Here is a 12,317-nt window from a genome sequence, read left to right as displayed (position 1 = left end):
ATACCCTGAACAGACCCGCATTTCACCCCGGTGCCGCCCTGCTGGCGGCGTTCCTTCTGCTGGCCGGTTGCACCGTTGACGCCCAGCCTCCGCAGCCGCCTCCCCAGCCGACGACCCCACCGCCGTCACGGATCGAAGGCGAGCCGGTGGACTACAGCGGTTTCCGCCTCGTCATGGCGACTTCGCCGCCTTCGGTGCTCGATCCCGCCACTGGCGTCACCACTGCGCTTCCCGGCGCTCCAGGCGGGGACAGGGTCAACGAAGTCCTCCGCGTCGGCAAGTTCCCGGTCGTGCTGTCGGCGGGCCGCTGCGGGCCGTCGTGCCTGGAGCCTGCCGAGGTGCTCGTCTACGGCGATCCCAAGAATCAGCCGTGGCGGCTGGGCAAAGCGCGCAGTGTCGCCCCGGCCGCCGACGAAACCGGCGTCTGGCTGATCCGCGACGACGGCGACGACCTGTGCCGCCTCCAATACGTCTCCCTGCTCGGCGTCGAACGCGGCCGCGGCCGTCCGGCGAGCTGTACGACGGCGGTGCGCCAAGAAGTGTCGAAGGGGCTGCTGATCACGGTGAACAGCGGGACGGCCAGTGCCGAGGACGTGCTGATCGATCCCGCCACCGGCCGCGCCGTGCACCAGTTCCCTCGGGTGCTCGCGGTCACCAAAGACCGGATGCTGCTCGCCGAGCTGACCAAGTTCTCCGTGCTCGACCTGCGCAACGATCAGCGCACGCCGGTCGAACGGCCGGTGGCCAACGGCACGCCGGGGCCGGTGGTGCCGAGCCGCGACGGCTACCAGGTCGCCGTGCTGTTCGGCGATCCGGCCTGGGCCGGGACGGCGACGCAGACCGCCGACGTCTGGGTGCTCGCCCTCGACACGCTGACCTGGACACGGGCGCCCTCGATGCCGATCGCGACCCCGCTCAAACAGGCCGCGATCGAATGGACCGAGGACGATGCTCTGGTGCTCACGACCGACGTCGTCGCGAGCTGGCGGCTGGACCGTCCACACTGGACCGTTGTCAAGACGCCGTTGCCCGCCGAGCGGAACCGGTCGGTGGTGACCGTCGCCCAGGGCTGAACTACTCCCCGTCGAGCCCGTGCTCGATGGCGTAGCGGGCGAGTTCGACGCGGTTGTGCAGCTGGAGTTTTCGCAGCGTCGACTGGACGTGGTTCTCCACCGTCCGATGCGAAAGCACGAGTTTCTCGGCGATCTGCCGCGCCGTCATCCCTTTGGCCACCAGTCGCAGGACGTCGGTCTCGCGTTCGGTCAGCCGCGGTGGGGCCGGCCCGTCGTCCGGCGCGTCGGCCATGCGGCGGTATTCGCCGAGCACGAGCCCCGCGAGCCCGGCGGTGAACACCGGATCCCCGGCGGCGGTCCGCTTGACCGCGTCCACCAGTTCGCTCGCCGAGGCCGATTTGACCAGGTAACCGGACGCCCCGGCCTTGACCGCCTCGAGGACGTCGCTGTGCTCGCCGCTCGCCGACAGCACCAGCACCTTGGTCGACGGCAGCTCCGTGGTGATCTCGCGGGTCGCGTCGACGCCCGACGTCTCGCCGAGGTTCAGGTCCATCAGCACGACGTCCGGCCGGACCGTCCGCGCGATCCGCACCGCGGCCGGCGCGTCCGGCGCGGTGGCCCGCACGTCGAAGCCGTGCTCGGTCAGGTCGCGAGCGACCCCGTCCCGCCACATCGGATGGTCGTCGACCACCATCACCGACACTCCAGGCGTACCGGTCATCGCTTTCCCCTCGCCGCGACTGGAACCTTGACTTCCCATTCCGTGCCCTGGCCCGGCGCGGTGTCGAGGGCGACGCTTCCGCCCAGATCCCGCACGCGGCCCTTGATGGACTCCGCGATACCTAGATGTCCTTCGGCGCTCGCGCGTTCCATCACCCCGGGCGCGATTCCGGGACCGTCGTCACGAACGCTGATCACGACCTCGGTGCCGAGATCCTCCAGCAGCACCCAGGCGTGCGCCTCGGGACCGGCGTGCTTCTCCACGTTCAGCAGCGCTTCGCGCGCCACCGCCACGAGTTCCGCGGTCACGTGCTCGGGCAGCTGGACCTCACCCGCCGGCGTCGAGACCTGCACCGACGGGGTCGCGAGCAACTGCAGCGCGGCCCGGAGGTCGGTGGTGCCGTTCGCGCTCGGCCGGGTCGGCTCGGTGGTGACCAGCGCGCGCAGCGCGATCTCCTGTTCACCAGCCAGTTTCGCCAGTTCAGCGGCTTCTCCGCCGAACTCGGCGCCGCGTTTGCGCACCCGTGCGAGCACCTGCAGGACGCTGTCGTGGATCGAGCGGGCGAGCCGCTCCCGTTCGGCCGTCGCGGCCTCCATGCGCAGCGCCCTGGTCAGCGCGTCCGCGGACCGCCGCGCCATGGTCGCGGCCTGCCCGATCACGAAGCCGCTCGCGGTCAGCAGGAAGCCGTCCCGCGCGACGTCGACGTCGAACCGCCAGCGCACCAGCCCGGTGACCACCGAGACCACCAGCCCGGCGAGCACCCCGCCGAGCGCGCCGAACCGCGTCCCGGCGGCCGCGGGCGGGACCGCCGCCCACACCGTCGTGATGAGCGGCGTGTTGGCGTCGAACTGCGCGGTCGACAGGATCCACGCCGAGGTGAACATGAGCACGACGGTCAGCACGAGATCGAAGCCGACCAGCCACGGCCAGCGGCTCGACGGCCGTGCGTAGAGCACGCCGCTGGCCACCGTCCACGCCGTCATCACACCGAACGCGGTCCACGCCAGCCACTGCTTCGCGTAGCCGTCGTAGTGGACGATGAACGAGCCGAGCGCGAAGAGCAGCGTTGTCACGCGAAGCACGATCACCCCGCGCCACAGCGGAGTGGCCGGGTCCCGCGTGCCCAGTGCCGAGACGGCGCGCCAGAGCGGGGTTTCGGTCACGGCTTGGCTTTGACCTCTTCATCCGGCGAGCCGGAATCGTTCGGCTGAGCCGCCTGATCCTTCAGGACGTCGACCTCGGCCGGATCGGGATCGTGTTCGTGCAGCAGCGATCGGATACCCGCGTTGAGCACCGCGAGCAGCGGCACCGAGAGCAGCGCGCCCGCGATCCCGGCGGCGACCAGACCCGCGGTGATCGCGAGCACCACCGCGAGCGGATGCAGTTTGACCGCGCGGCCGAGCAGGATCGGCTGCAGCACGTGGCTTTCCAGCTGCATGACGCCGATGACGATGGCCAGCACGATCAGCGCGCCGACGACGCCCTTCGTCACCAGCGCGATCAGCACGGCGACCGCGCCGGCGATCACGGCGCCGATGATCGGGATGAACGCGCCGAGGAAGACCAGTGTCGCCAGCGGGATCACCAGCGGCACGCCGACGATCGCCAGCCCGATGCCGATGCCGACCGCGTCGACCACGGCCACCGCCGCCGTCGCGCGTACGTAACTGACCAGTGAGGCGAACCCGCGCCGCCCGGCGACGTCGACCCGGTCGCGCACCCGGCCGGGCACGCCGCGGACGAGGAACTTCCAGATCCCGTCGCCGCCGGAGAGGAAGAAGATGAGGATGAACAGGGTCAGGATGAACCCGGTGACGATCTCGCCGACGGTGCCCGCCGTGGTGAGCGCCGTGGTGGTGATCGACGCCTGGTTGTTCTGCAGGAAGCCGATCGCCTGGTTGATGAATTCCTGGATCTGCTCCTGGCGCAGGTGCAGCGGGCCGTCGATGAGCCACACCTTGATCTGGTTGAGGCTCTCCGTCAGCTGCTTCTGCAACTCAGGGAGACCGGAGGAGAACTGCGCGACGACGAAGGTCAGCAGCCCGCCGAGTACCGCGAGTCCGGCGATCAGCACTATCCCGGCCGCGAGCCCGCGCGGGAACTTCAGTGTCGTCAGCTTGGAGACCGCGGGCGCGAGCAGCGCGGCGAGCAGCAGCGCGATCGACAGCGGGATGACGACGACCGACAGGTAGCCGATCAGGAACACGATGACGTAGAGCGCGGCGATCACCACGATGAAGCGCCACGACAGCGCCGCACCGATCCGGAGCCCGCGCGGGACCAGACTGGAGACGTCTTCGGTGGATTCGGAGAGGAAAGGGTTCGCCGGGTCGAATTCCGGCTGCTTGCGCTGGGGCTCGCTCACGCGCTCACCGTATCGGTCCGGGGCGACGTTCTTGAACATTCCGGGCAACGCGCCAGGGTTGGATTCGCCCGAAGCGACGCTTGACACACCCCCGGATGGTCGACTCAGGAGTAACCAGGTCCCGCCAGCGGTGATCACTGATCGTCATCGTGGACTACACCCTGTGTTCTTCACACGATCGTGCCATCAAGGTGCTGCGAGGTCGCGCGGCCCTCCCCGACTTTGCTTATGTCGGTCCCGCAACGACGAACCGGCAAACCGATGCGGCAGGAGACGCCAGTGACGAACGCGGCGAAGAACGAGGGGCGGGGCGCGGCGCGCTTCGGCCGTCTCGCTTCGCGTGCGCTGTTCGTGCTCGGCGGCGCCGTCGCCGGTTCAGCCGCGGCCTGGGTCGTTTCCGGCGCTTCCGCAGCCGCCGACGTCGTTCCCTCCGCTCCGGTGATCGCCACTCCCGAGACGAGCGTCACCCCGGTCACCGACGCCACCGCGGCCGGTCTGACCGACGTTTCGCGCGGTACTTCGAAGTTCGCGGGCGACGTCGCCGGTGCGATGTGCGGCAACCGTCACCAGGAAGCCACCACGTGGTCGATGCCGGGCGAGGACAAGCCCGCGTCCGCGAAGCACCACTGTGGCGAACTCCGTGCCGACGAGCACGAAGTCTCCACCCGCGTCAGCGACGCCGTCACCGACTTCGCCGACAACGCGGTGATCACCCCCACCGAGCGGACCCTCGGGGCTGTCGAGCACATCGTGCGCAAGCCGCAGGACACCCGCCAGGTGCTGGACGAGACGTTCGCCGGAACACCCGAGGCGCAGGACTTCGGCCGTAAGGTCTGGGACCTCCTCGACCCGCGCGGGCACGGAGACCTCCTCCCGGAGCTTCCGGTCAGCGGCGTTCCGCTCGACCCGAGGTCCCCGCTGGAGACCGGCGGGGCCGGCGAACAGGTCACCGACTTCGCCCAGCTGGCCACGACTCAGTTCCCCGCTTCCACCGAGACCGTTCTCCCGATGCCGGCGTTCGTCCAGCAGTACGGAGCCGTCGCCGGTCAGGACGAGGACTCTTCTTCGCGTGACGGTCACCGCGGTGACTTCCCGCGTCCGCTTTCCCCGGCGCAGCTTCCCGTCGCGCCGTCCATCCCGACTGTCCCCGGCGGCGGCACCGCCCCCGGTGGTCACCTCGACGGCCTGACCTATGGCGTTCCCGCCTGGGTCACCTCCGCCGTCGAGCGTTCGCTGGCCGGCACCACGCTGGCCGGTACGCGGTACATGCCGCTCACCCCGGGCTCGCAGCCCGGCGTCACTCCCGACTGAACACCTCCCTCCGCGGGGTAGCCGACGCGCCCTACGCCTCCCGATTCCGGGCTTGGCTTCGCGTCCGCTCCTGATCCCCGCGAAACGGCGGTGCGCTTTTGTGCGCCCGCAGCCAGTTCCACCCCCCTCTGGTGCTACCCAACTCGACATTCCGTCGAGGGCACCTCCTCGAACCCGAAAGGGAACCCGAAATGAAGGAGAAAAACCCCATGCAATCCTGGGCAAAGCGCGGACTCCAGACCGCGTTGGTCACGGGTGGGTTGTTGATGCTGGGCACCGGCATCGCCTCGGCTGACGAACAGGTCAACCCCGACACCCCTGCCTCGCCGCTCGACGCGAACGTCACCGTTCCCATCGAGATCGACAACAACGCCATCGGCACGCCCCTCGGCCAGGTCGACCTGCCCGGCTACGAGGGTGAGGTCAGCACCAAGGCCGTCACCAAGCCGGTTTCCGACGCGGTCGACAGCGTCACCTCGCCCGGCGGCAGCACCGACGGCATCGGCGGCGGACTGCCCAAGCTGTCCAGCAAGGGCGCCGTTCCCGCGCCGCTGGCCGCCAAGGACTCGGCCCGTCAGGTCAGCGGTGGGCTGACCGGTGGTGGGTTCACCACCACGGACGACATCCTCAAGGGCAACAAGATCGTCGGCGACGTCGTCGTCCCGATCCAGATCGTCGACAACGCCATCGGCGTGCTCGGCGACGCCGAGGTCGAGGGTGGAGACCACCAGCAGACCTGGTCGCACAACCAGGATGTCGAGACCACCGGTGAGGACTCCAGCCTCGCCGGGAACGTCGTGTCCCTCGACTGGGCGCTGCCCGTGCAGATCGCCGGCAACGGCGGCGGGCTCGCCGGTGGCACCGGCCGCGTGGTCGGCGGCTCCGCCAGCCAGAGCACCACCGAGACCGGCAACATCACCACCGACGGCGAGGGCTCCGCTCTCTCCGGCAACGTGGTGGCCGGTCAGTTCGCCACCCCGGTCCAGGTCACCGGCAACGCCGCGTCCTGGATCATCGGCAACGCCAACAGCTCCGGCTACGAGGCCGAGACCGACGCCACCTCCGGCGGCTGGGTCGAGACCGACGGTGACGACAGCGCGCTCGGCGGCAACGTCGGCGCGGTGCCGATCGCCCTGCCGGTGAAGGTGAACGACAACGCGGCCGCCGCGTGGGGTTCGCTCGCGAACTCCAACAGCAGCTCCTCCGCGGACGCGACGGCCGGCGACACCAAGCCCGGCTGGTCCAACGTTCCCACCTACGTGGAGACCTCCGGCGAGGACTCGGCCGTCGCGGGTAACGCGATCGTGCCGCAGACCGCGGACGTCGCGAACGTCGGCGGCGTGGCCGCCAGCTGGATCGGCCTCGCGAACACCGGCAAGGACGGCGGCACCAGCCACTCCAGCGTCGTCGACGCCGGCGGGTTCGTCAGCTCCGAGGGCGACGGCTCCGCGGGTGGCGGCAACATCGTCGACCCGGCCGTGGCCGCCCCGGTCGAGGTGACCTGCATCGCGGGCACCTACATCGGCAACGTCTCCGCCACGTCGTGCGAGAACACCGTCGACGCCAACGCGGGCAACGGCAGCCACACCACCGGTGAGGACTCCACCCTCGCCGGGAACATCGTCAACACCCAGGCCGCGCTGGCCCCCGAGGTCTACGGCGTCGGTGGCTCGCACATCGGCCAGGCCGTCGCCGAGGCGACCGAGACGAAGACCGTGACCGCCGGCGGGTACGACGGCACCACGGGCGACGACTCGTCCGGTTCGGGCAACGTCGTCCAGGTCCCGGTCGCGGGCCCGGTCGAGATCTTCGGCGTCGGTGGCTCCTTCATCGGCCAGGGCTCCGGCACCGCCGACGAGACCAAGGTCATCTCCGGCGGCGGCGGTGGAAACACCAACGACGACAACGGCTTCCTGAGCTCCAACCTGGGCACCGTGCCGGTTTCGCTGCCGGTGCAGGCGTTCGGGATCGGTGGCGCGTTCATCGGTCAGGGCCACGGTGCCGCCGACGGTGACACCACCTCCAACGCGGGCGGCGACGTCCACGCGACCGGTGACGGTGGCGCGGGTGCGGGCAACCTGGTCTACGGCCCGGTCTCCCTGCCGGTCCAGGCGCACAACTTCGCCGCGGTGCTCGGCGGAATCGCGTCGGGCGAGGGCTCGAACCTGACCGACTCGTCGGCCGGTGGCGACGCCACCGCCAACGGTGAAGAAGGCGCGCTGGCCGGCAACATCGTCCAGACGCCGATCGGTGGCGCCGTGCCGGTGACCGGCCTCGGTGTCGCGGGTGCGGGTATCGCCAAGGGCAACAGCATCAACGACGTCATGTCGGCGGCCGGCGGCGACGCCACCACCAACGGTGACAACGGTGCGGTCGCGGGCAACATCATCGGCGTGCAGGCGCTGCCGATCGTGCCCATCACGCACGACGCCGTCTCGGCCGCGGGCATCGCGACCGCCGAAGGCACCGACACCGTCGACGCCACTTCGGGTGGAGACGTCGAGACCTCGGGCCTCGACGGATCGCTGTCGGGCGACATCCTCGACGTCCCGGTCGCGGCCGTTCCGGAGGTGTTCGGCGACGCCATCGCGGCGGCCGGCGGCGTCTCCACGACCACCGCGGACAGCATGGTCACCGGCCAGGCCGGCGGCGACAGCATCACCGACGGCAGTGGAGAGGCCCTCTCGGGCTTCAACTTCCACCACCCGTTCGTGTTCGTGGTGCCGCTGAACGAGCTCGAAATCCCGATCCTGGCGATCGCGGACGAGAACTCGGAAGACTCCACCGTGATCAACGAGGAGGAGTACACCCGCGCCTTCACCGACTCGGTCGGTTCGGAGATGCCGATCGACGCGCTGCCCGCGCTGCCCTTCGGTGCCCCGGCCGTTCCGTCGCTGAACGGTGCCGGCGCCCTGCCGACCACCCCGGAGCTCGGTGGCGCCCGCGCCGACGGTCCCCAGGTGGGCACCCTCCCGGTGCAGATGGCCGGTCTGACCGCGCTGAAGCAGCTCCGGACCATCCCGGCCCAGCTGCCGAAGTCCGACCTGCCCGAGCTGCCCGGCACCCCGGGTCTGCCCGGTGCCCCGTCGCTGCCCGGTGTCCCGGCCCTGCCGAAGACCCCGGCGCTGCCCGGTGACGCCGCTCGTGCGGACGCTCCGAAGCTCGCGCAGCTTCCGTCGCTGCCCGCCGCCGGCAACCTGCCGGTCGGTCAGCTGCCGGTCGGTCAGCTGCCCGCACTGGGCAAGCTGCCGATGGACCTGCCCGCCGCGGGCAACCTCCCGGTCGGCCAGCTGCCCACCACGGGCACCCTGCCCGTCGTGAACAGCACCCCGGCGATGCCGACCGCGCAGGTTCCGGCTCTGGCGAACGTCGACTCGTCGCCGCTGAGCATGTTCCAGCGTTTCGTGGGCACCCTGACCGGCAAGAAGTTCCACACCATGTGAACCTGCCAGTCGGCTCACGCCACTGAATGACCGAAGCGGGCCCGGGAGGCGACTCCCGGGCCCGTTTTCTTTTTGCCCCCAGGAGCTGAAGGACGCTTTCCCCGCATGTGATGCGGTGAAGGGCGCTTTCGCCGCATCACATGCGGGGAAAGTCCCCTTCAGCTTCCCGGGGTGAACAGTGCCTCCTGTGCCGCGCCCATCGCGGTCAGCACCGCGCCTTCCCGCACCGCGCCGCCGCCGACGGTCCCCGCGCGTACCTCGGTCCGCAGCGGCGAGATCTCCGCGAGCCGACGGCTCACCCGGTTCGCCAGCGCGTCGCCGCCCGCCCGGCCGACTTCGCCGCCGAGTACGACACAGCCCGGGTCCAGCACCGCGGTGACCGCGGCGGAGCCGATGGCGATCCGCTCCGCGAGGATCTCCAGGAAGTCTTCGGCATCCGCGTCGATCGCGTACCCGACAGCCGCTTCGGCCGCTTCGGCGTTGTCGGCAGGCGAAGCCGGGACGCCGTGCGCTCGGGCCAGTTCGCAGATCGCGGCGCTCCCCGCGAGGGTGTGGAAGCCACCGTCGCAATCGGTCGCCGTCGGCAGCCGAGCGGGACCGAGCATCGGCATGAACCCGATCTCCCCCGCGCCGCCCGAGGCGCCCCGTCGCAGTGAACCGTCGAGAACCACGGCCGCGCCGACGCCGAAACCGAGCCACAGCAGGACGAACGTGTCCCGGTCGCGGGCGGCGCCGAGTCGTTGTTCGGCCGCCGCCGCGAGGTTGACCTCGTTCTCCAGCAGTACCGGGATGCCCAGCCGCCGCCGGAGTTCGAAGACGAGTCTCCCGTGCCACGCGGGCAATCCCCCGGCGGGCCGCAGTCCTCCGGTCGCCGGATCGACCAGCCCGGGAGCGCCGACGGCGATCGTGTGCAGCACGGACGCGCCCGCTTCGGCGGTGGTGGTCTCCAGGAGCGTGATCGCGCGCTCGACGGCCACGTCGGTGTCTATGTCCGGATCGAACGGGAGCGAGGCTTCCGCGCGGGTCCGCCCCAGCAGGTCCGCGACCGAAACGGCCATCCCGTGCGTACGGATGTCGAGGCCGGCGAGGAACGCGCGTTCGGCGACGATGCCGTACAGCTTCGCGTTGGGGCCTCGGCGTTCGGCGCCCGCTTCGCCGACGACGGCGATCAGCCCGGCGTCCTGCAGCCGTTCGACGAGGTCGGCCACGGTCGGCCGGGAAAGCCCGGTCGACGTCTTGAGCTGAGCGGCCGTCAGCGGGCCCTCGCGCTGGAGCAGGTCGAGGGCGAGCCGGTCGTTGATGGCCCGTGCGGTACTCGGGGAGGCGGACGGCATCCGAATGACACTCACCGGCAGATCCTCCCAGAATTAATTATCAGGTTCCCTTCCTGATAGTTTACGCTGGCGCTCATCGGTTGTCTCGTGGACCTTGGGGGCCCAGTGAGTAATGCAGTGGAAACCGTCGGCGGGCCGACGCGGCGGGTACGGCAGGCCCGGGTCGCCATCGCCGCCATCTTCGCCGTGCACGGCGCGGTGACCGGTAGTTTCGCCACCCGGATCCCGTGGATCCAGGAACACGCGGGGATCAGCGCGGGGCAGCTCGGCCTCGCGCTCGCCTTCCCCGCCATCGGCGCTTCGCTCACCATGCCGCTCGCCGCGCGGATCGGGCACCGGCTCGGCGGCAGGCAGGGAATGCGGCTGCTGCTCGCGTACTGGACGCTCGCCCTGATCCTGCCTTCCCTGGCGGGGAACCTCTTCACCCTGTGCCTCGCGCTATTCGTCATGGGCACCGCGGCCGGCACCTCGGACGTCCTGATGAACGCGCTGGGCGTCGACGTCGAGGAGAAGATGGGCAAGTCGGTGATGTCGGGACTGCACGGCCTGTGGACCACGGGCGCGCTCGTCGGATCCGCCGCCGGTGCGCTCGCCGCGCACGCCGCGCTGGACGCCCGGGTGCATCTGGCGATCGCGTCCGCCGTGCTCACCGTCGCCGGAGCGCTGCTCTGTCAGGGCGTCCTCGACGTCCGCAGCGCATCCGACGAGCATCCGCCACCGCGGTTCGCGCTGCCGCCGAAGTCCGCCGTGATCATCGGTGCCGTCGCGTTCTGCGCTGTCTTCGCCGAAGGGGCGAGCCTCGACTGGTCCGCCGTCTATCTGCGTGACGTCCTCGGCACCTCGCCCGGGATCGCCGCCGCGTCGACCACCGCGTTCACCTGCACGATGGCGGTGGCCCGGCTGTGCGGCGACGCGCTGGTGCGGCGCTTCGGCTCGGTCAAGACGGTTCGCGCGGGCGGCGCTTTCGCGACGGCGGGCGGTCTGCTGGTGGTCTTGGCCGCGCATCCGGTGATGGCGATGGCCGGGTTCGCGTTGATCGGGCTCGGTGTCTCCGTCGTCGTGCCGCTCGCCTTCGCGGCGGCCGGACGCAGCGGCCCCACGCCGAGCCAGTCGATCGCGGGCGTCGCGACCATCACCTACTCCTCCGGGCTCGTCGCGCCGTCGCTGATCGGCGGGATCGCCGACTTGACGTCGCTGACGGTGTCCTTCGGGCTGGTCACGCTGCTCGCGCTCGGCTTGGTGGCGGGCGCCGGCGTCCTTCGATCCCGTTAGCCGAACTGGAGGGAACGCTTGGCGAGGCCGTACCAGTAGCCGTCGATGACGGTCTCGCCTTTCCCCTCCGAAGAGCTCGCGCCGAGCGAGACGAACAGCGGTGCGAAGTGTTCGATCCTGGGGTGCGCGATGGCCGCGGCGGGTGCCTTGTGCTGGAAGTCCAGCAGCGCGTCGAGGTCGCCCGCGCGCAGGGTTTCCGCACCCCAGTGATCGAATTCGCTCGACCACGACGGCGGCGTGCCGTCGGTGCCGTCGGTCTGGCGCATCGCGCTCAGGTTGTGCGTGAAGAAACCGCTGCCGATGATCAGCACGCCCTCGTCGCGCAGCGGCGCGAGCTTCCGGCCGAGGTCGAACAGCTCCCGCGGGTCCAGCGACGGCATGGACACCTGCAGTACCGGGATGTCGGCGTCCGGGTACATCTCCACGAGCGGGACATAGGCGCCGTGGTCGAGGCCGCGGTCGGGCGCGTCGTGGACCGGGGTTTGGGTCGAGCGCAGGAGTTTCCGCACCTTGTCCGCGAGTTCGGGAGCGCCCGGCGCGGCGTATTCCACCTGGTAGTAGCGATCGGGGAAGCCCCAGAAGTCGTAGACCAGCGGCACCGTGGTGGTGGCGCCGAGGGTCAGTGGCGCCTCTTCCCAGTGCGCGGAGACGACGAGGATGGCCTTCGGCTTTTCGAGGTCGGCGGACCAGCCGGCGAGCTGGCGGGTCCAGGTGGCGTCGTCGGCGAGCGGCGGCGCGCCGTGGCTGAGGTAGAGCACCGGGGTCATGTCAGCTCCAGGTGTTTGAATTTTCAACTAATACCGGAGACGCCGCCGCGTTCCGCCTTATTCCCCGGTGGGGATACTCGTCCTGTGAACA

9 protein-coding genes are annotated in these 12,317 nt (G+C 70.5%); 4 read left to right on the top strand and 5 right to left on the bottom strand.

The window, feature by feature from the left end; translation table 11 throughout:
- The first annotated feature begins 146 nt into the window (after nucleotides 1-146).
- A complete protein-coding gene (locus tag ACZ5ZX_RS01905; protein WP_465500202.1) occupies nucleotides 147-1,073 on the top strand; it encodes a hypothetical protein in 927 nt (308 codons plus the stop codon).
- A 1-nt stretch (nucleotide 1,074) separates the two neighbouring features.
- Here ACZ5ZX_RS01905 and ACZ5ZX_RS01900 read toward each other — a convergent pair whose 3' ends face one another.
- From ACZ5ZX_RS01900 to ACZ5ZX_RS01890, 3 genes are read right to left on the bottom strand one after another with little or no spacing between them, the layout of a single operon-like run.
- On the bottom strand, nucleotides 1,075-1,734 hold the full coding sequence (locus ACZ5ZX_RS01900) for a response regulator (RefSeq protein WP_465500201.1): 660 nt from the start codon (nucleotides 1,732-1,734) through the stop codon (nucleotides 1,075-1,077).
- The gene (macS, locus tag ACZ5ZX_RS01895) at nucleotides 1,731-2,897 is read right to left on the bottom strand and encodes a MacS family sensor histidine kinase (protein ID WP_465500200.1); all 1,167 of its coding nucleotides are present in this window, start codon (nucleotides 2,895-2,897) and stop codon (nucleotides 1,731-1,733) included. The genes ACZ5ZX_RS01900 and macS overlap by 4 nt, the downstream gene beginning before the upstream one ends.
- A complete protein-coding gene (locus ACZ5ZX_RS01890; protein WP_465500199.1) occupies nucleotides 2,894-4,099 on the bottom strand; it encodes an AI-2E family transporter in 1,206 nt (401 codons plus the stop codon). Before ACZ5ZX_RS01890 ends, macS begins: the two co-directional genes overlap by 4 nt.
- A 279-nt stretch (nucleotides 4,100-4,378) precedes the next feature.
- Here ACZ5ZX_RS01890 and ACZ5ZX_RS01885 point away from each other — a divergent pair, with 279 nt between their 5' ends.
- Complete coding sequence (locus ACZ5ZX_RS01885) at nucleotides 4,379-5,410, top strand: hypothetical protein (RefSeq protein ID WP_465500198.1); 1,032 nt, start codon at nucleotides 4,379-4,381, stop codon at nucleotides 5,408-5,410.
- 209 nt (nucleotides 5,411-5,619) lie between these two features.
- Entirely contained in the window at nucleotides 5,620-8,853 is a 3,234-nt protein-coding gene (locus tag ACZ5ZX_RS01880; protein WP_465500197.1) for a beta strand repeat-containing protein, read from the top strand.
- A 158-nt stretch (nucleotides 8,854-9,011) separates the two neighbouring features.
- On the opposite strand, the gene ACZ5ZX_RS01875 is transcribed toward ACZ5ZX_RS01880, so the two are convergent.
- Nucleotides 9,012-10,202 (bottom strand): ROK family transcriptional regulator, encoded by a 1,191-nt coding sequence (locus ACZ5ZX_RS01875; RefSeq protein ID WP_465500196.1) that lies wholly within the window; start codon nucleotides 10,200-10,202, stop codon nucleotides 9,012-9,014.
- A gap of 90 nt (nucleotides 10,203-10,292) precedes the next feature.
- Between ACZ5ZX_RS01875 and ACZ5ZX_RS01870 the strand changes: the two genes are divergently transcribed.
- Nucleotides 10,293-11,459 carry an MFS transporter gene (locus ACZ5ZX_RS01870; protein ID WP_465500195.1) on the top strand — a complete coding sequence of 389 codons (1,167 nt, stop codon included), beginning with the start codon at nucleotides 10,293-10,295 and terminating at the stop codon, nucleotides 11,457-11,459.
- Here the strand turns inward: ACZ5ZX_RS01870 and ACZ5ZX_RS01865 are convergent.
- Nucleotides 11,456-12,226 carry a dioxygenase family protein gene (locus ACZ5ZX_RS01865; RefSeq protein ID WP_465500194.1) on the bottom strand — a complete coding sequence of 257 codons (771 nt, stop codon included), beginning with the start codon at nucleotides 12,224-12,226 and terminating at the stop codon, nucleotides 11,456-11,458. The genes ACZ5ZX_RS01870 and ACZ5ZX_RS01865 overlap by 4 nt on opposite strands.
- Nucleotides 12,227-12,317: the final 91 nt, after the last annotated feature.

This window comes from Amycolatopsis sp. NPDC033938 (assembly GCF_055575975.1).
The sequence above is the reverse complement of the archived record's forward strand: the minus strand, read 5'-3'. Positions and strand labels throughout refer to the sequence as shown.

Excerpts from the sequence above, each read along its gene's own strand:
- ACZ5ZX_RS01880 (WP_465500197.1), top strand. The coding sequence starts at position 5,620 with ATGCAATCCTGGGCAAAGCGCGGACTCCAGACCGCGTTGGTCACGGGT.
- ACZ5ZX_RS01900 (WP_465500201.1), bottom strand. The coding sequence starts at position 1,734 with ATGACCGGTACGCCTGGAGTGTCGGTGATGGTGGTCGACGACCATCCG.
- ACZ5ZX_RS01865 (WP_465500194.1), bottom strand. The coding sequence starts at position 12,226 with ATGACCCCGGTGCTCTACCTCAGCCACGGCGCGCCGCCGCTCGCCGAC.